The following is a 20247-nucleotide window of genomic DNA, read 5'->3' as shown; positions in this document are numbered from 1 at the left end:
CAAAGATAAAATGAATTAAGTGAAATGGTACAAATACAATATATGGGCGACTAGTATTTAAAATTTAAGTAAGTGTTTGGATTTAACAAATCATAGTAAAAATGATAAAGCGCATTTAATGTTTACAATTATACGGCAGAGGAGTGGTTATTTTAACCATATCCGCATATAAGCTCGTTACTCGTAAATATAAACAATCGTCCTTAGCATGACGTTAAACGTATAAATCATCGTCATCCAAATGCTCAGCAGACGCAACTTCATCAAGCCCTGTAGTAACATCGGCATCTAATTTCACCAAAAATTTTAATTTTTGCGTGGCATCAATCGCCGTTTGCCAATCTTGGCTCTGATAAGCACTATCAAAACGCTCAGATTGTTTATTTAGACGCTCGGTAATCTGCGGATGTAGTTGCTTCAGCGCGGCAAGCTCTTTGCCTTCAATCGCATCATCCAAATCCATACGCATTTGCATCGCATCTTCTAAGAAGTCCAGATCGGCAATCGAATGCTCTAAGTTCTGCGCCTGCCCAGCGATATCCAACAAGTAGCTGGCACGACTGTCAGGGGCACTTAACGTTTGATAAGCTTGGTTAATCAGCGCTGAGGCTTGCTCTGATTGCTGCTTAGCTTGTGCGCTATCGGCTGTATTTTTGCTATCAGCAACAAGATTGTCCGGATGATAGCGTTTTTGTAGCAGACGCAGCTGTTGATCAAGGCGCTCTTGATTGACCGCAAACTGTACAGGTTGTTCAAATAGGGCAAAGAAGTTATCAAACTGTGCGTCTGGCGTGATGTCTGTCATAGCGTCTGCCTTTGTTTTTATTTATTCTTGTGAAGACTTGCTTTTACTTATGCGCTGTTTTGTTTACTGTCTGTTTTAAATACTGTTCTTTTAAAGTTCAGTACTTACTCAGTATCTAAGCGCTAACTCAGGTTTTAGGTGCTAAGCGCTCGTATATCAATCGTTTAGCGCGCTCTGGTTTAGAGCTTTAGACGGTAAACGATTCACCGCAGCCACATTCACCTTTTTGATTGGGATTGGTGAATTTAAAGCCTTCATTGAGACCTTCTTTTTCATAATCCATCACTAAGCCATCTAAATAAACCAAGCTTTTAGGATCAATAAAAATATTGACGCCACGGCTTTCATAACGGGTGTCGTTTTCATCAGGCGTGTCAACAAACTCTAGCACGTAAGCCAAGCCTGAGCAGCCTGCTGTACGGATACCTACTCGGATGCCTTCACCTTTACCGCGATTGTCCAAAAAGTCTTGAACATGCTGAGCGGCGCGTTCTGTCATTTCAATCATGCCAACTCCCATTGACTATCAATAATTGAGATAATAATTGCGGCAAAAGCGTTTTTATCAACACCACTGCCAATAAAGCGTTAAAAATAAATAAAAGGTGACAATTACATGAGCGTTATTGTCACCTTAGGGGCGTTAGTAGCTTCTAACGTCGTATTACTCATGTTTGTTTTCAAATTCGCTACTTGCGCCTATTATATAAATAAGCGCAAGGCTTTATATAAATTTAGCTGGTTGCTTCTTCTGTTACTGCCGCAGCTGTACCATGCTTACCTTTATAGTCGCTAATGGCGGCTTTAATGGCGTCTTCTGCAAGGACTGAGCAATGCACTTTTACCGGTGGTAATGCCAATTCTTCAGCGATATCCATATTTTTGATCTCGCCAGCTTGGTCTAAGCTTTTGCCTTTTAGCCACTCGGTGACAAGCGAGCTTGAAGCAATTGCTGAACCGCAGCCATAGGTTTTAAAGCGTGCATCTTCGATGATACCGTTATCATCGACTTGGATTTGTAGGCGCATCACATCGCCACAGGCTGGGGCGCCAACCATACCCGTACCAACGTTTTTGGCATTTTTGTCAAGATTGCCGACGTTGCGTGGGTTTTCGTAATGATCAATAACTTGGTCACTATAGGCCATGGGGTTTTCTCCTAGTTAGATGATGAGTAGCCACTTAAATGTTAAGTTATATAAGTAACTTTCCAAATAACTCACTTATTAAGTTTAAATGTCTGTCTACTCATCGATAATTGGGGTCAAACACATATTATAAAAATGGTATTTATAATTGTCTGATGAATTATTTGGTTTAATGCTTATACCTGATAACCATTAAACCTTTTTACTATTAAAGTTTTATAAATAAATATTAATGCTCAGACCATTCTACCGAGTCTAAATCAACGCCTTCTTGATACATATCCCAAAGTGGCGATAGCGCGCGTAATTTGTCTACCGCTTCATGCATCTGTTTTACCACGGTATCGATATCTTCTTCGGTGGTATAACGACCAAAGCTAAAGCGGATTGAGCTATGGGCCAACTCATCTGGGCGACCGATGGCGCGCAATACATACGATGGCTCAAGCGTCGCTGAAGTACAGGCTGAACCTGATGAAACCGCCAAGTCTTTTAACGACATCATCAGTGACTCGCCTTCAACAAAGTTAAAGCTGATATTAATGATGTTAGGCACGCTGTTTTCTAAATCACCGTTTAGATAAATCTCTTCGATATCTTGTAGACCGTCCCACAGCTTTTGGCGCAGCTTTGCCACGTGAGCATGGTCTTCTGCATAACGCTCATTGGCCAATGCAAATGCAGCACCTAGCCCAACAATTTGGTGCGTCGGCAAGGTACCTGAACGCATACCGCGCTCATGACCACCACCATGCTGCTCAGCTTTTAGGCGAATACGAGGTTTACGGCGAACAAATAGCGCACCGATACCTTTAGGGCCATAGGCTTTATGACCTGAAAAACTCATCAAGTCAATTTTCATCTCTTCAAGATTGACAGGTATTTTACCCACAGACTGCGCACCATCGACATGGAATACAACGCCAGCTTTGCGAGTGATCTCACCAATCGCGGCAACATCGGTAATGGTACCAAGCTCATTATTGACCATCATTAGTGATACTAAAATCGTATCGTCACGTAGGGCTTCTTGTACTTGCTCTGGCAAAATCAAGCCCGTACCAGCTTGTGGCTCAAGGTAAGTAATCTCAAAACCTTCTTGCTCAAGCTCACGGCAAGTATCTAAAACCGCTTTGTGCTCAATTTTACTAGTAATGATGTGCTTGCCGCGCGACTGATAAAAATGTGCCGCGCCTTTAATAGCTAAGTTATCTGATTCTGTCGCGCCCGAGGTAAAGACGATTTCGCGTGGATCCGCATGAATCACTTCAGCGACTTGCTGACGAGCCGTTTCTACCGCTTCTTCTGCTTGCCAGCCATAGCCATGTGAGCGTGATGCTGGGTTACCAAAGATGCCGTCTACCGTCAGATATTCGCTCATTTTAGCAGCGACTGACTTAGCAACTGGCGTCGTGGCGGCATAATCTAAGTATATAAGGTTGTTATGTTGGCTCATGCTGGGTTTGCCTCGCTGGTCAATAGAGTAATAGTGTTGATGTCTTTTGTGGACATATCTTTTGTAGCAATGTCGTTTGGAAACGTGAGGTGCTGACGGTCTGAGACTGACTGCACATGTTCCATGTCTAATAATTGCGCTAATGTTATATTTTTCAAGTATTGTTCGACATGATTTGATAAAGCGCACCATAAATCATGCGTTAGGCACATTGTACCACTTTGACAATTACCGCGTCCGCCGCACTGCATCGCATCGACAGATTCATCGACAGCAGAAATGATGCTCATCACATCAATCTGATCAAGGGGCTTAGCTAAATGATAACCCCCTGCTGCACCGCGTATACTGGTGACCAAACCGCGCTTACGGAGCTTGGAAAATAACTGTTCAAGATAAGAGATAGATATCGATTGCCGCTTAGCAATGTCAGATAAAGAGACGGCGCTGTCTTGTTGGCTGGTCTGCAAAGCCAAATCAAGTAAAGCGGTCACGGCGTATCTGCCTCGAGTAGTCAAACGCATGTGTTATCTCCAATCCTTTTTATAAAAGTTTATTTAACAACGAACTTAGTCTTGTCGTATTCCAAAAGTGCATAGTTATCAATAGGTTCTTTATAGATTTAATAGATTTATAATCGACTTATTGCTAAAGGCTAGTTAGTAGCTAGCCGTACTTGCGCTTCTATTTAGGAAAATCATCTATCGACTAAGTGGTGTCTTGTCGCTATTAAACAGCAGATGGTTTACCCGATGTGTGCAACGATAGGGTAATTATACTCAATCCCGAGTAATTTAGTCAAGATTAAAGTGTGGTTGAATGGTGAGTGTGACTTATTCCTATCATTGATAAAAACAATGATAGGTAATATTAAGGCTTAAAAGAGAATAAATACGCGAACGCGCAGGATGTGAACTACAGAAAGGAAGCAAGAGCGTTTAATAAGTCTACATCCTATTAAACGCTATAAAAAATGACAAAAAGGACTTTAAAAAACGTCAATACTAAAATTAATAACAAATTAGGTCATGATAAATAAAGCAATAATGGCAGCGATAGCGATAACCGCAAAAATAATTGCGGTAATAATAAAGGTCTTCTGCTTACTTTGCAGTTCTTTAACCGTGGTTTCAAGTTCACGGTTTTTAATGGTCAGCGTGTTGATTTGAGTTTGCTGCTCTTTAATACGCAGCTTATAACTCTCCTTTTTTTCTGCCATTTCTGCTTCAGTAGGTTTGGTCTTACTTTTACCGCCCTTAATCTTTTTAATCAGCCCTTGAATTAAGCTACCAAAACCAAGCTGCATAATAAACTGCTTGACCAGCTGTACTTGCACCGCCTCACCGCGCATTTGCAGCTTTTCAGTCGACTCAGTATCGTGGGTGATGATGGCATTAAGCACTTGAATGCTATAAGCGTTGATAATGACGTCAGGCTCACTACGGCCGATAGGCAATCTATCATCTAATAACACCCCTTTGGTAGTAAAGGTGGCGAAAACCTCTACATGAGGCAAGTATAACCTAAGCGCGACGACCGTCTCTTGCTTGGCGAGTGGATAAGCAGCTTTACGGAGTTCTGGGTCTAAACGTAACAGCAGGGTCAGCGCCGACTCGATAAACACCAATATGATATTAAGAAAAGAGTGAGACAACGTAGAACGCTTCATGTAAATAATCCGTTTTTATTGTGTAAGTTAAAGATAAAAGGACAAACAAAGGTCAAAATCAACCCAAAATGTACAATGCAATCGCGCTTATAGTAACGCCTTTAGCATAAAAAGTAACGCACGTTTCTGTCAGTTGGTCAGTCACTACCTTATAATTTGCTCATCTATAAAGACACCAAAATTTATGACTGGTAATGCATTAGTCGGGCTTGGCAGCTATTTTTCGATCCAAGTTTATGCTTTAGTTTTTAATTTTGCTTGTTAGTATAAAAACTGAGTTTAAGCACCTGCATCATATTTGAGTATTTAGGTTATCAAGGCAAAATGCATAAGAGAGCCAATACAAAGATAGGTGCTTTGACGATAGGTGCTTTATTTCGTTAAATCCTATAAGCTAAAGTAGCGATTTAATAGAAAATTTGCAGCAGTTTTAAGTAACATTGAGTGTCAAATACGTAGTAGAGTGCACAAAAATATGTAAAATCGCTTGCGCTCCTTATGCTGCCTTGATATAAAGGCGTTAACAAAGCGAAACCTGTTTATGCGTGAGGCCAGTGGTTTTTATTGCTTAAGTACTCTGAGAGCGATACAATACTTGGCGTGAGCGTTTTTTACCCCCTAAAACTTGAAGGAAATTTTATGAATAAGTCAGAATTAATTGATAGCATCGCCGAAAAAAGTGGTCTAAATAAAACTCAAGCTGGCGAAGCTTTGAATGCAGTAATGGAAAGTGTTGGTGAAGCGCTAGAAGCTGGCGACAGCATCTCATTGGTTGGTTTTGGTACTTTTAGCGTAAAAGACCGTAAAGCGCGTACTGGCCGTAACCCTAAGACTGGTGAAGAACTTAGCATTCCAGCAAGCAAAGTACCAAGCTTTAAAGCCGGTAAAAACCTAAAAGAGCGTTTAAACTAAGCCGCTTTGTTTAAGCTGTACTCTTTTTAGCTATTCTATAATAAAATAATCAAATGCTCGTTGACGACGTGATACACGAATAAAAACAGCGTTGGTTGGCAGTAAAACAATAGATAGCAACTCATGACTTAACGATTCATTAAGTCATGAGCGAATGACCAAAAAAGCACCTAAAGATTAGGTGCTTTTTTTAGTGCTGAAATTTGTAGCTTTAAGTAGCAATAGTCGCCTGAATATTTTGAGTATATATCAAAAATCACGTATCATAGGGCGCGCGATAGCGGTGTTGTATAAACAAGAATTTTTATTAAATCTTGTTATAAACTTCGTCAATCCGCCTTATTTTATAGCGATAAAATGCACACGTTCTTCTTCTTACCATTGCCTGCTTATACAGCGTTGATATTATTAATAGTATTACAATGGTCTTTCATCAATATAGGTTAATAAAGCAGAGATAACTATGGATAAATTGCGCGATTTCTTAAAAAGCTGGCCGGGTCGCATTTTATTGATTTTGTGCCTATCGCCGCTCGCTCTATTGGGTGTCGAAAGCTACTTTGGCGGCGGTGTCGATCCCAACCAAATCGCTCAAGTAGGTGACAAAAGCGTGGGACTGTCCGAGTATCAAACTGCCGTCAATAACCGCCGTACTGAGCTTTTAGACCAAGTTGATGATGCCAGTTTATTGAATGAAGACGTGCTGCACGAGCAAGTCCTAAAAGGGCTGATTGATCGTACCTTGCTAGAGCAGCAGGCTGGCAAGCTGGGCATGACGGTTTCTGATGACACCATCAATCGCTTGCTGCGCCAAGAAGAAATCTTTAAAGATGCAGAGGGCAATTTTTCTAACGAGCAGTTTGCAAACTTTTTACGTCAGCGCAATATGACAAAAAACCAGCTGTTTGCTGAGTTTCGCAACCAGTTGAGCCTAGATCAGCTCAATGCCAGCATCGTCGGTACCGCAGTTTATCCGATGCAAGCGGTCAGTCAGTTGATTGATTTGCAGCTAGAGTCGCGCAATATTTGGCTGCATCGTTTTAAATGGCAGGACTATGCTGAGCAGGTAAAGTTGAGCAAGGGTGATATACAAGCTTACTATGACGCCAATAAAGACAAACTCAAAAGTGCGGCCATGGTCGACTTGGCTTACTTGCAGCTAAATCCGCAAGCGATTGAAGTTAATGAAGTCACCCAAGAAGATTTGCAGCAGCAATATGAAGCCTATAAGCAAAATCTTGCTGTGGTTGATGAGCGTAAAATTAGCCAAATCCTACTAACCGGTAAAGATGCCAAAGCACGCGCGGATAAAATTAAAGCCCGCCTTGCGACAGGTGAGTCATTTGCCAAGGTTGCCAAAGCCGAGTCTGATGATCCATCAGGTGAAACAGGCGGCGATATCGGGCGTTTTAATCCAGCGGTATTTGGTAATGATGCGCCAGCTGTCGAAAAAGCGCTGGCAGGCTTGAGCGTTGGTGATGTCAGTGCTCCTGTAAAGACCAGCTTTGGCTATCAGATATTTACCGTGACTGAGGACAATGGTAGCAAGATACCAAGTCTAGAGAGTATGCGTGCAGAGCTAACCGCTAAAGCCAAAGAATATAAACGCCAGGAAATGTATGCCGATAAAGTCACAGCGATTAATGACTTGGCAGCAGATGGCTTTAGTATTGAAGATATCGCTCAGCAAGAAAATGTGCCATTAAAACATATCAAAGATTATCGTAAAGAAAACAACCAATCTGCTTTGGCGCAGCCGGCGGTAATTAAGCAAGCGTTTGATGAGTTTACTATTCAAGACCAAGCGGTGACTGCGGGTATTGAGGTTGGTAATGGTACGGTATGGGTACAGCCAAGTAATTATCGTCCAACTAAGACGTTGTCTTTAACAGCGGCGACGCCAAGAATCACGCAGATATTGCGTCAACAAAAAGCAACGGCACTGGCATTACAAGAAGCGAAGAAATTGGCGGCCACTATTAAAACGCCTGCTGATATTGTAAAGCAGCCTGTTAAGCTGCAAGCATTGGGCGAGATAAACCGTCAGACTACGCAATTGAGCGAAAAAGAGCGCGGCTTAGCCTTTAGTCAGCAAGCGGCAGCCAATGGCGTCGTGGCGGTAGCGAGTGAGACTGAAACGGGTGCGACGTTATTGGTCGGTGATCGCATCAAAACAGAGCAGCAATCGCCGCTATCTGATGCCCAAAGAGCACAAACTGCCGCCATTATTCGTGATAATTTGGGTCAAGATCAGCTGCAAGATTATCTAGATTATCTACGTATGGTCTATAAAGTTGAGATTAATGAAGCCAATATGGCCAATGCGCAAGGACGTTAAGCGACCTATAAGGCATTTGTTAAACCCTTTTTTTAACGAGCTTTATTAAGCCTTAAATATGAAAAAGCCACTATTAATAGTGGCTTTTTTTATGCATTACAATTTTTATTTACTCTCAACGCTGTTTTCTTAATAGCATTATCTTAACCGCTGATTAATGGCGGAAGTGGCGCATACCAGTGAAGACCATGGCAATACCATGCTCATTGGCGGCAGCAATCGTTTCGTCATCACGCATAGAGCCGCCTGGTTGGATGATAGCAGCAATGCCGACTTCGGCCGCGTTATCAATACCATCACGGAATGGGAAGAAAGCATCTGATGCCATTACCGCGCCTTCGGTAGCAAGACCAGCGTGCTCGGCTTTGATAGCGGCGATACGCGCTGAATTGACGCGGCTCATTTGACCGGCGCCAACACCGATAGTGCGTTGATTCTTGGCATAAACGATGGCGTTAGATTTGACATATTTAGCGACATTCCAGCTAAATAATAAATCAGCAATCTGTGCTTCGGTTGGCTGGACGTCGGTAACGATTTTTAAATCGTTGGCGGTAATAAGGCCCAAATCTTGCTCTTGCACCAACAAACCACCATTGACGCGTTTATAATCAAGCTGGCTGTCGCGCTGCTCAGGCGTTGGCAACTCGCCACAAACTAAGACACGGACGTTTTTCTTAGCAGCGGTCGCCTCCAAAACGCCATCTTCGATACTTGGGGCAATGATGACTTCGACAAATTGATTGTCAATAATCGCTTTGGCTGCAGCAAGCGTAAGTTCGCGGTTAAAGGCAATAATACCACCAAAAGATGACTCAGGGTCGGTACTAAAAGCCGTGCGGTAAGCCGTGACTTGATCGCTATCTACGGCGACTCCGCAAGGATTGGCGTGTTTTACAATCACGCAAGCGGGCGCACTAAAGGCTTTAACACATTCAAGTGCGGCATCGGTATCAGCAATATTGTTATAAGAGAGCTCTTTACCTTGTAGCTGCTGCGCGGTTGCAATAGAGGCTTGCTGGCTTTTTAGGGCATGGTTTTCGACATAAAAAGCCGCTTTTTGATGCGGGTTTTCGCCGTAGCGTAGGTCTTGCACTTTTTCTAATTGGACGTTAAAGGTACGAGAGAAATTCTCTGCCTCTTGGTTTTCATTCACGCGGCTGCCCAAGAAATTGGCAATCATTCCGTCGTATTGTGCGGTATGCTCAAAGGCTTTGACCGCTAAATCGTAACGTAGGGCAGCGGTTAAAGTCGTTCCATTGCCTAATGCTTCAAGCACGCGCGTATAATCAGCAGGGTCAGTCACAATACCGACGTGAGCGTGGTTTTTTGCTGCTGAACGAACCATAGTAGGGCCGCCAATATCGATGTTTTCGATCGCATCGTTCATGGTGACGTCGCTACGTGCAATCGTCTCTGCAAACGGATAAAGATTGACGACGACCAAATCAATGCGCTCAATAGCGTGCTCATTCATGACGCTGTCATCAGTACCGCGGCGTCCTAAAATACCGCCATGAATCTTTGGATGTAGCGTTTTAACGCGGCCGTCCATCATTTCAGGAAAACCGGTATAGTCTGAAACTTCGGTCACAGCGACGTTATTTTCTGTCAGCAAGCGGTAAGTACCGCCAGTCGATAATAAACCAAAGCCAGCTTTAAGCAATCCTTGGGCGAATTCTACGATATTTGACTTATCGGAAACCGATAGTAGGGCAAGGGGAGTTGTACTCATAAGAAAATTTCCATAAAAAAAGCCTGACGTAAACGTCTGGCAAGGTAATAATGGCAAGCAGTGCAGAGCATATCGGGTTTGATAAGATCATAAACTATAAACGTGCCATACAATTGAATGTCGGTTAGCAGGGCTAATAAGGGCGGTGAGTGTAGTATTTGGTCGTCGTAAATAACAGCGACTGGCATACAGCCATAGATTACATTAAGCCATAAGTTTTGAGCTTTTTGCGTAGCGTACCGCGATTGAGACCTAAGATTTGCGCACACTTGGTCTGATTGCCGCGGCACTTCTCAAGCACGACTGACAATAGTGGCTGCTCTATCTCTTTTAAAATAAGCTCATATAAGTCGGTTGGCATCTCATCATCGAGCATCGCAAAATACTGCCGCACCACGCGCTCTACATGCACACGTAACGGTTGGTGCGCATGAAGGCTATTGTCTAAGGAAGCTTCTACCTTATGGATAGAGCGATGATAGCCGTCTTTATAATCAGCAGAGCTCTCAATATCCTGGTCAAAATGAGTGGCATTATACGGTGCATGTGGTGGCATAAGATAATGTCCTTAAGCGTAAGCGTAAACCATAAGGCGTTTAAGCGCTATTATAACAAAGTCAAAGCCTATCAGAACAATAGATTGGGTATTACCCTATTATTACTCTAGGCTTGACGCTATTTATTATCATTTATGATGACAGATTTAAAACATTTAAGACAAATTTGATAAAAGAGCAAAACTTTTGAATAAATTTTATTGCTTATAAATGGCATTTTACCAAGCCTGATGTTAATAAATAGGCTCGGCGTTTACTTTGTCGATTTGAGTATTGGCGACTGGGATGGTAAATAACAGCTGCTTGCGACTTGTCGCGCCCAATTGGCTCTGTGTACTGAGTAGATAATCTTGCGGTGCTGCAATAAATTCGCCGATAAGTGCATCACTATCATAAACACTGACTTTCACATGCGGCAGGAGTTGTGCTTGGGTGCTTTGATTGTTTAAGGTGATGCTGATATCACTAATAGTGTTGGCAGTTTCGGTGCGGCTAGGTCGATGAGTGATATCGCTTGTACTCAAAGCCGCTAGATTGGCGCTAGGTAAGCTACAAGCGGCGATAGCACATACTTTTTGCAAGCGCTCAGCATGGGCAGGATTTTTAACCAAGTTATCCAAATTAAAAATGACATACTGCGCAAAAAGTAGCAGCGCTAATACCAAACAACCAAATGTCCAGAGTAATGAAGCAAGCGAGCGCTTAGCAGGTGTTGGTGAAAACTTGGCTTGTGCTTGCTGCCTTTTAAGGCGTGCGGCCTGCGTGTTGTCTTCGTCTTTGATAGAAACGCCCATGCTTGCGAGCAGCGCTGATAAATCTGTGTCTTTTCTTGGACTATGACCGTCTTCGTTTTCATTTTGTTCTTTGAGCAATTTTTCAAGCCAAGACTCATCGCTATTATCATCGATACTGGCATGGATGTCATTAGCTGCCGCTGAGCTAAGGGCTACTTGTGCAGCTGATGCTGGCTCTTTTATAAGAGCGTTTGCTAAAGAGGGTTTTTCTATGGGACTAACAGAGGCGTGAGCGCTTTTATCTAGCTTTGTCGCTGAGCTTTTCGTCGACTTATCACTACTGTTCGTGGTTGAGGTAGGGGTGCTATCTGCTGCTTGCGTTAGCCAAGCGTCCATACTGTCGAGCGAACCGTATTCTAAATCTTCCTCTTCAAAATCTGCAATATCCATATCATCGTGAATCAACTGATCCTCTATCAAATCTTCTTCAGCCATATCATCATGGATAAGAATATCTGCATCTTCTGGTTCAGAGGTGACGTTTAGCTTGGTTGTGGCTTTTGCTTCTGGCGTAACGGTAGACGTTTGCTTAATAGAAGTATTGGCGGTAGTGGATGCATCATATTGAGGTTCATGCCCCATAGTGTCAGCAGTCGGCTCTGTATCATTCGTGACAATAAGGTTGTTATTGACCAAAAAACTGTGTTGACAATGTTCACAGCAAACATTGGCTGTTTTTTGGTTTAACTGTGTTTTTTTAATATTAAAAATAGCATGACAATGAGGGCACTGGGTTTTGATTGGCGTAGTCATAAGGTCGAATCCAAAAAGGTATCAGTATTAATACCGCATGTTAATACTGCTTAATCACTTACCAACCGCTGCCAGTTTTTTATGTCTTTTTTTATAGAGTAATCATCATAATTTGCAGGCAACGATAGAGCAGCGTTAAATACACAACATTATTTAACTGCTCCTCTATCGTAACAGATGTAATTAAATGTTGCTAGCCTGTAAATGTACCAGATAAACGCTGCCAATGTTGATCTTCTTGCGCGGTAAAAGCATGCTTAGGATCGAGCGAAAAGTAAGGCTGATACGCTTCGCTGACCTGCTCGGTTTGCGATTCAATCAAGCCTGCTAACACGATACGGCTTTTGGGTGCCATCAGGGTCGCAAAATAAGGCGCTAAACCAATGAGTGGCTTGGCTAAAATATTAGCAACCATGATTTCTACGGGTTTCATATCGTTTTGTTGCCAGTAATTATTGAAGTCTTCTGGCAAAAATGCTTGCAAGCGATCATCAACGTGATTGCGTGCTGCATTTTGATTGGTCGCAAGCACCGCTTGTGGGTCAATATCCACCGCATAAACTTGACGCGCGCCCAATAACAGCGCCGCAATCCCTAAAATACCAGAGCCGCAGCCATAATCGATCACAACTTTATCGGTCAGGTCTTGCTCGGTCAGCCAATCAAGACAGAGGCGAGTAGTGGCATGGTAGCCAGTACCAAAAGCCAAACCTGGATCCATAATAATATTGGTAGCGTCAGGGTTCGGCGGTGTCAGCCAATTAGGCACAATCCATAAGTTATTGGCGCACTCGATTGGCTTATAATTGGACATCCATTCGCGCTCCCAATCCTTATCATCGACAGCGTTGACCCACGTTCGGCTGGCCTGTACTTGTGCGCCGATTTCATGGCTTAATTCCTCAAGTAATTGACGATTGCCAGCATCTGTATTGGCGTCAAACAAGCCTGTGATTATGACCTCATCCCATAACGGTGATTCACCGGGAAGGGGTTCAAATAAAGGCTGGTCGCCTGCGTCATCTAAAGCGATTGATAGCGCGCCAGCTTCTAATAACAGCGCCTCAGCGAGATCGACATTGTCTTTTTCACATTGTAAATGCAGTTGTTGCCATGCCATAAAGGTAACCTTAGTTTAAAATAAAAGTGAAGAATTAAAGGAGTAAAAGAAAACAGTCATTAAACCCAATAAAAAACGGGATAAAAAAATTAACGACTAAATCTATAAGCCTATTTTAGCGCTTATAGATTCAGTCGTCATGGTAAATACGAGAGTGTGTCCTATTAGCGCAGCGCCTGTCTGGCCTCATTTATCACGCGAGCGTTACCCTGTGCTTGTCCTGATTGCAAGATGATTTGCCAAAGGTTGCGGCGGCGAGTGCTGTCTTGAGCAACGGTCAAACCTCGGCGCGCCATCGCTTCAGCCTTACGTGGTTGATTCTTTTTAAGAGCGACTTGCGCCAAATAAAAATAGACGGCTGATGATTTGGGCGCGAGGCGCTGCGCGCGCGTAAAGCTGCTCTCAGCGCCATTTATATTGCCTGATTTTAATTGCTCTGTACCTGTTTGCATGAGATTACGAAAGGCTGGCAAGTTGCTGTTATTGGCTGTGCTTTGCTGACTGCGCTGCTGTGAGTTTTGCCGCGCCCGCTCCAATAGCTCATTATGCGAAGGAATTGATGGTTCGGATAGGATGTAATCTTCACGAGAAGGCGTAAGGATGATGGCATCTTGGCTATCAGGCTGTGTGATGATTGGACTTTGTGTTGCTGGCGTATAGACCTGTTCTGCTTCGGATGACTGCATTGTCGAAGTCGGTTGTGTAGGCACTGTATTGGGCACGGTAGAGTACTTATTATCATCGCCTTTAACAATCGGTGCTTGGGTTACCGTTACTGGCTGTTTTGCTGTAGGCTGCTGTTTTTGAGGCGCAGACGTTTGCGCAGGAGACGTTTTTATTGCTATCGGCGCCGTTTGGCAAGCACTTAAACTTAATGCGCTAATAAGGGCGCTAGTAGCAAGTATCGTATTAATCAGCTTAGTTTGCCCTTTAGAAGGAGCAGTGATAGCCTGCTTAGCGGCGACAGTTTGCTGTATCAATAAAGCCATGTTAAAACCCTTTTTTAAGTCTTAAAAACCCTAGAACCATTCAACGGCGCGGTCATACCAAGTATCGGCACGATTGCTCGACCCGCCTTCTTGCTCAGCGTTGCCGGCATTGTTAGCGTCGTCACCTTCGTTATCCGTATCAACGGCTTCGCCATTAGGAATATCTAAGCCTTCACGGCGGCGCTGTTGATTAATCGAGCCTTGCTGGTTTTGCCATTGTATCTGCTCGCGGGCACGCTCTTGTTGATATAAGCTAATAGCACAACTGCTGGCTTCTTCGGGTAGATACGCTGACATCACTGGCAGATAGCGCGCATCAGCACAGCGTTCATTAGACAACTTGCCAGAGTTGTTCTCAAGCCACAACCACTCAATTCCCTCAGGCTCTGGCAGCGCGACAGGGGTCAGCTTGAGACGATTCATATAATCGACCCAAACTGGCAAAGCGCCACTACCACCGCTTAGACCGATAGGTTTATTGTCATCACGACCGACCCAAACCACGCTAACATAGTTGCCACTGTAGCCGGCAAACCAAGCATCACGGTAATCGTTGGTCGTACCCGTTTTACCAGCAAGGTTTAAGTTGCTGCCAAGCGATTGTATGCGTCTGGCCGTGCCGTTTTTGACCACGTCTTGCAAGGCATAGTTAATCAAAAAGTTGGTCTCAGGCGGAATACTACGCTGGGTATTTAAACCGGTACGCTGCAAAATATGTCCGCGATCATCAATAACACTACGAATACTATGAATAGGCGTGCGGAAACCACCGGTAGCGAATACTTGGTAAACGCCCAGCATATCCATTGGGCTAAGATTGACCGAGCCTAATAAAGCCGAAGGATAAGGCGGGATTTTCTCTTTTACGCCCATGCGCTGTAGCTGTTTGGCAAAGGTATTAACGCCAAACTCCATACCCAAACGTACCGCGCTGTGATTATACGATTGCGACAAAGCGGTGGTAAACGGCACGTAACCATGGTCACGATTGTCATAGTTCTTTGGATTCCACTCAGTACCGTCACTCAAATTGACCGTAATCGGTGAATCATCGACCGAGCTTGCCAAATTATAGCGCCCGCTTTCAAGCGCCGTCATATAGATAATTGGCTTTAATAACGAGCCAACTTGACGCTTGGCATCGACAGCACGGTTAAAACCAGTAAATTCACTGCCACTACCGACCACTGCCACCAGCTCACCAGTTTCAGGATTGGCACTGACCAATGCGCCTTGTAAGTCTTTGGTCTTGCTACCGCGACGACGTAGCTCACCAAGTTTTCTCTCGACCGCTTTGTCCGCTGCCAATTGGGCAATAGGATCTAAGGTACTGATGATAATCAGACCTTCGTTTTTCAGATCATCAGAATAATAGACTTTGTTCAATTCACGCTTGACGATATCTAAAAAATCAGGGAACTGGCTTTTGCCTTCGACGGGTTTGTCCGCCACATCGAGTGGTTTTTCTATCGCTTTTTCGTACTCTTCTTGGCTAATTTTACCGACTGCTAGCATATTATTCAGTACGGTATTACGGCGCTCTGTCGAATCGTTTGGATGACGGCGCGGGTTATAAACGCTCGGGCCTTTTGCCATACCAACAAGTAGCGCCTGTTGGTCTAAACGCAGCTCTTTGAGGGGTTTATCAAAATAAAATTGCGAGGCAAGGCCAAAGCCATTGATAGAGCGATTGCCGTTTTGACCCAAGTAAATCTCGTTTAGATAGGTTTGTAGAATCTCATCTTTACTATAATGCAGCTCAAGTAACACCGCCATCAATGCCTCATTGGCTTTACGTTTCATCGTCCGATCGGAGTTCAGATAAAAGTTTTTAATCAGCTGCTGAGTGATGGTCGAGCCGCCCTGTCTAGGGCCACCGGTAAAGTTGTTTAATACCGCACGCGCGATACCGCGTATCGAGACGCCTTTGTGCTCATAAAACCCGCGATCCTCGGTAGCGATAAGCGCGTCAATCAGCGGCTGCGGTACTTGATCGAGCGTCACCACCATGCGATCTTCGTTACTGTCTGGATAAATACCGCCGATGTTTACTGGCTCCAGACGAATAATGCCAGTTTTGGCAGGCTGGGTGCTTTGTACCGACTCAATCTTATTGCCAGCAATGGTCATTTTGATGACTTGCTCTTTATCGACGTCGTTGGCGCTATACGTAAAGCCGCGCGTATGGATAAAGTAGGTATTGCCAGATTTATGGTAGGTACCGGTGCGATCATAAGCCTTGTTGCTTTGATAATTGAGCAGCTTAAGCCAAGTTTTCATGGTGTCTGTATCGACATTGGCGCCTTGATACAGCTCTAGGGGCTGCGAGTAAACCTTAGCAGGAATGTCCCAGCGCTTGCCCTCAAACTTGTGGGTAATGGTGCGATCAAGTTTGACCAAATATAGCGCCAATAGCACCATAGCTGCGATAATGACGATTAATAAAATACCACTAAACACCACGCCGCGCTGCTGTGAGGGTAGCGTATTGATAGCAGGCTTAGACGACTGTGGTCGCTTAGAATTAGACTTTTGCACTGATGACACACCATTTTGGGATAAAAAACTGCCTCATAATGACGCAAATTGACAAATTTTTCAATCTATCATCATCAACGCCTGCATTCATTAAGCAGGCGTTAGACTTTCGTAGTAGGTGTTTTGGAGGTATTAATGTTTTGGGATAAAGGGCTAGGCTGCTTACGCCGCGCGCTTGTAGTATAATGTTTATATTAATAATTAGGTTGATACCAACAGTTTTATCGACCCCTTTTATTAATAGTTTTTACCAATTTTTTAGTCTCATTTATGCCAATATCATTGTGCCAATAACGTTGTGCCAATATCTATGTAAAGTAGCTGTGTTAAAGGCAGATAATTCAATCGCTTTTTTACATAGGGATTGACTCTCGTTAATCAGAGCAAGTTTATTAAAAGCCGGTCGGCTGCAAGTAAACTTGTCGAAAGGAAATAGCGCGATTATGTCTAGTATTCCCTCATCTATGCCAGCAAATAACAACCGCCACTATCAAGACCACTCGATTACTGAGGGTCTGGTGTTGCCGCTTGCCGGTCATTGTTTTCATTGCGGTGATCCGGTACCAGAGCCGCCGTTTCATACCGATATTTTAGGTCAGTCGCGCGAGATGTGCTGTATGGGCTGTCAGTTAGCGTCGCAAAGTATTGTCGAGGCAGGGCTTGAGCAATACTATCTTGACCGCTCGGAGATTAACCGTACGGCAAGTTTACCAACCCAGCTGACGCGCCTTGAAGCTTATGATCACGATGAAATAAAATCTCAATTTGTCTACGCCCAAGACGGCATGTCGGTAGCAGAACTATCGGTCAATAATCTGCGCTGTGCGGCCTGTACGTGGCTGATTGAGTCGCGGCTAGATGAGTTAGATGGCATCAGCCAATGTCAGGTTAATTTAACCAATCAGCGCATGCGGGTGATTTGGGACGAAGATAAGCTGCCGATTAGTCGTATTTTGGGCGTTATCAATGAGATTGGCTACGAAGCCAAGCCTTATCGTCAAGATACCCATGAGGCCATGCTGGCACGTCATAACAGTCAGATGCTATTACGGCTTGGTATCGCGGCGCTCGGCTCGATGCAAGCAATGATGTATGCGGTAGCGATTTATTTTGGCGAATATAGCGACATGCTTATTTTTCAGCGTGATTTTCTACGTTGGGTGTCGCTATTTGTGAGTACGCCGGTGTTCTTTTATGCCGGTGTGCCGTTTTTTACCTCAGCATGGTCAGCGATTCGTGCCCGCCAAGTCAATATGGATGTGCCGGTTAGTATCGCCTTAGTGGTGACCTTCTTTGCCAGTCTTTATGCGACCATTACCGGGCAAGGGGAAACGTACTTTGATTCGGTCAGTATGTTCATTTTCTTCTTATTGGCTGGGCGTTATATTGAGCATAATGCACGCTTAAAAGCCGCCACTATGGCCAATGACTTGGTGGTGGTCGAGCCCGTCTTGGTACAAAAAATTGCTGAAGATAAAGACGCGGCGGCGCGTATCTTGCAGCTCATAGAGCAAAATACGCTTAATAATACTATCTTTGATAATGACGCTCTTTCTGATAATAGTGCTGAACAGGTGCTTAATCCAAATAATAATTTAGCGACAAAGGGCACAACCACTAGCGCAAAAACGATGCCCAACTTTAAGCAAAGCATGGATGCCAATATTCAGCAATTGACGTCACGTATCGCTCAAGACTGGCAGCGAGCAAATCATAAACCATCAAATATAGCGCAGACAGAAGCCGTGCCAGAAAAAAGGCAGATGGTGACCGCTCATAGCTTGCAAGTGGGCGATATTATTATGGTGGAAGCAGGCTCTGAGATTATCAGCGATGGTATCTTGCTTAGCTCTACAGCGACCGTCTCGCAAAGCCTGCTAACTGGTGAGGGCGATTTAATCATCAAAACCCAAGGCGATTATATCGTTGGCGGCGCCCAAAACGACAGTCAGCCGTTTGAGATGTTAGTGACGGCATTGCCAGAAGACAGCCAGATAGGGTTGATTGATAGGCTGATGAATCGGGCGATGAGTGAGAAACCAAAACTCGCTCAGCAAGCGGATAAGCTGGCGCGTTGGTTTGTAGCGCGGATTTTAGTATTATCAGCTTTGGTGTTCATTGGTTGGTATATCGTCGACCCAAGCCAAGCAATTTGGGCAACGGTGGCGGTATTGGTGGCGACCTGTCCGTGTGCGCTCTCCTTAGCGACACCGATTGCGCTGACGGTAGCGACCAATCGATTGGCGAGTTATGGCTTTTTAACCACACGAGGCCATACGCTGCAAACCCTTGCTGAGATTACCCATGTGGCGTTTGATAAAACAGGCACGCTGACTTATGGTAAGCCCAATTTATTAAATATCGAGCGATTGGCAACTAATGATACGACAGCTGCTAGCAATGAAGAAAAAGACAAGCTATTAGCGATTGCCGCCGCGCTTGAAGTGGGCAGCCGCCATCCGATTGCTCACGCTTTGCTCACCGCCGCTTATCAATTACATCTGCCTGCGACGCAGTCGTTGCAATACTATCCTGCAGGCGGGGTAGAGGCAATGATTGATGGCGTCCTATATCGCATCGGTCATGTCGATTTTGCCATGGATAAAGCGAATACTGATTCTCAACAAAATAATGCGTTAACCATTGATTTAGCCACTCATCGTGCCAGCTCGGCGGTGGTATTGTCTTGTCAAAATAGTCCGTCAAATGCATGGCAAGCGCTGGCAGGTTTTTACTTTAACGATAAGGTACGTGATAGTGCGCCGTCTATGCTCGCCGCTCTCAAAAAATCAGGTATTGAGCCGGTCATGCTAACCGGTGACCCAAGTCCACAAGCACTGGTAATGGCGGAAGAGTTAGGCATGAAAGCCGCTTATAACGGCCTGTCGCCAACCGATAAAGTCAATCATATTCAAGCGCTGCAAGCAAAAGGCGCCGTCGTACTCATGGTTGGTGACGGTATTAATGATGCGCCTGTTTTAGCAGCGGCAGATGTCTCAACCTCGATTGCGGGCGCAGCAGATTTGGCGCAAGTCTCGAGTGACAGTATCATTCTAAATGGTCAAATCGAAGCTATCACGGCGGCGAAGCGTATCGCTGATAAGACCAAACGTATTATTAAGCAAAACTTACGTTGGGCGCTAATTTATAATAGTAGCGTCTTGATACCCGCAGCTTTAGGCTATGTGCCGCCTTGGCTTGCGGCGATTGGTATGTCGTTAAGCTCATTATTTGTGGTATTAAACGCGCTGCGTCTAAAGCGTGCTTAATGTAAAGCAGCTTAAACCCCACTCTCAACTTGAAATAAGCAATTCAAACTGAAGAGGCGGATTACCAAGTTTTTTGTTGAGTACAAAGCACAGATTGTGTGACAGGATTTTACGAATCAATCGATGAGACAAATGCCATAAATCTCTTGCTCTTACCCTTTGTA

At 44.3% G+C, this 20247-nt stretch carries 15 protein-coding genes and 1 pseudogene; 3 read left to right on the top strand and 13 right to left on the bottom strand.

From position 1 onward, the window contains the following. Positions 1 to 214 precede the first annotated feature (214 nt). The 6 genes from hscB to JFC07_RS02705 form a co-directional block, all read right to left on the bottom strand. On the bottom strand, positions 215 to 805 hold the full coding sequence (hscB, locus tag JFC07_RS02730) for a Fe-S protein assembly co-chaperone HscB (RefSeq protein WP_191689657.1): 591 nt from the start codon (positions 803 to 805) through the stop codon (positions 215 to 217). Positions 806 to 992: 187 nt separating this feature from the next. Next, the gene (iscA, locus tag JFC07_RS02725; RefSeq protein WP_068404485.1) at positions 993 to 1313 is read right to left on the bottom strand and encodes an iron-sulfur cluster assembly protein IscA; all 321 of its coding nucleotides are present in this window, start codon (positions 1311 to 1313) and stop codon (positions 993 to 995) included. Between the two features lie 226 nt (positions 1314 to 1539). Continuing rightward, positions 1540 to 1953 carry a Fe-S cluster assembly scaffold IscU gene (gene iscU / locus JFC07_RS02720; protein WP_068404483.1) on the bottom strand — a complete coding sequence of 138 codons (414 nt, stop codon included), beginning with the start codon at positions 1951 to 1953 and terminating at the stop codon, positions 1540 to 1542. 229 nt (positions 1954 to 2182) lie between these two features. Next, positions 2183 to 3409, bottom strand: a complete 1227-nt coding sequence (locus tag JFC07_RS02715; protein ID WP_191689656.1) for an IscS subfamily cysteine desulfurase — start codon at positions 3407 to 3409, stop codon at positions 2183 to 2185. Beyond that, positions 3406 to 3933: an Rrf2 family transcriptional regulator gene (locus JFC07_RS02710; RefSeq protein ID WP_198328082.1), complete on the bottom strand. Its 528-nt coding sequence runs from the start codon at positions 3931 to 3933 to the stop codon at positions 3406 to 3408. The genes JFC07_RS02715 and JFC07_RS02710 overlap by 4 nt, the downstream gene beginning before the upstream one ends. Positions 3934 to 4430: 497 nt before the next feature. Next, positions 4431 to 5078, bottom strand: a complete 648-nt coding sequence (locus tag JFC07_RS02705) for a hypothetical protein (RefSeq protein ID WP_191689652.1) — start codon at positions 5076 to 5078, stop codon at positions 4431 to 4433. A gap of 600 nt (positions 5079 to 5678) precedes the next feature. Between JFC07_RS02705 and JFC07_RS02700 the strand changes: the two genes are divergently transcribed. Beyond that, a complete protein-coding gene (locus tag JFC07_RS02700) occupies positions 5679 to 5990 on the top strand; it encodes a non-specific DNA-binding protein Hbs (RefSeq protein WP_223808465.1) in 312 nt (103 codons plus the stop codon). A gap of 463 nt (positions 5991 to 6453) precedes the next feature. Beyond that, a complete protein-coding gene (locus JFC07_RS02695) occupies positions 6454 to 8328 on the top strand; it encodes a SurA N-terminal domain-containing protein (RefSeq protein WP_068404473.1) in 1875 nt (624 codons plus the stop codon). A 154-nt stretch (positions 8329 to 8482) separates the two neighbouring features. On the opposite strand, the gene purH is transcribed toward JFC07_RS02695, so the two are convergent. The 6 genes from purH to mrcB form a co-directional block, all read right to left on the bottom strand. Then, positions 8483 to 10063: a bifunctional phosphoribosylaminoimidazolecarboxamide formyltransferase/IMP cyclohydrolase gene (purH, locus tag JFC07_RS02690; protein ID WP_068404472.1), complete on the bottom strand. Its 1581-nt coding sequence runs from the start codon at positions 10061 to 10063 to the stop codon at positions 8483 to 8485. A gap of 199 nt (positions 10064 to 10262) precedes the next feature. Continuing rightward, complete coding sequence (gene fis / locus JFC07_RS02685) at positions 10263 to 10532, bottom strand: DNA-binding transcriptional regulator Fis (RefSeq protein ID WP_068404623.1); 270 nt, start codon at positions 10530 to 10532, stop codon at positions 10263 to 10265. Positions 10533 to 10853: 321 nt separating this feature from the next. After that, a complete protein-coding gene (locus tag JFC07_RS02680; RefSeq protein ID WP_193030473.1) occupies positions 10854 to 12167 on the bottom strand; it encodes a zinc-ribbon and DUF3426 domain-containing protein in 1314 nt (437 codons plus the stop codon). Between the two features lie 193 nt (positions 12168 to 12360). After that, positions 12361 to 13287, bottom strand: a complete 927-nt coding sequence (gene prmA / locus JFC07_RS02675) for a 50S ribosomal protein L11 methyltransferase (protein ID WP_193030475.1) — start codon at positions 13285 to 13287, stop codon at positions 12361 to 12363. 164 nt (positions 13288 to 13451) lie between these two features. After that, a complete protein-coding gene (locus JFC07_RS02670) occupies positions 13452 to 14276 on the bottom strand; it encodes a tetratricopeptide repeat protein (protein ID WP_102076835.1) in 825 nt (274 codons plus the stop codon). A gap of 30 nt (positions 14277 to 14306) precedes the next feature. Continuing rightward, positions 14307 to 16814, bottom strand: coding sequence for a penicillin-binding protein 1B (mrcB, locus tag JFC07_RS02665; protein ID WP_102076836.1), 2508 nt, complete (start codon positions 16812 to 16814; stop codon positions 14307 to 14309). Positions 16815 to 17257: 443 nt separating this feature from the next. Here mrcB and JFC07_RS02660 point away from each other — a divergent pair, with 443 nt between their 5' ends. Next, on the top strand, positions 17258 to 20083 hold the full coding sequence (locus JFC07_RS02660) for a heavy metal translocating P-type ATPase (protein WP_068404463.1): 2826 nt from the start codon (positions 17258 to 17260) through the stop codon (positions 20081 to 20083). 24 nt (positions 20084 to 20107) lie between these two features. On the opposite strand, the pseudogene JFC07_RS02655 reads toward JFC07_RS02660, so the two are convergent. Further along, positions 20108 to 20247 (bottom strand): annotated as a pseudogene (locus JFC07_RS02655) (IS982 family transposase); the annotation flags it as partial.

Source organism: Psychrobacter faecalis, from assembly GCF_016107575.1.
Lineage (GTDB): Bacteria > Pseudomonadota > Gammaproteobacteria > Pseudomonadales > Moraxellaceae > Psychrobacter > Psychrobacter faecalis.
Note: the sequence above shows the minus strand (reverse complement) of the source record. Positions and strands in the feature narration are given on the sequence as shown.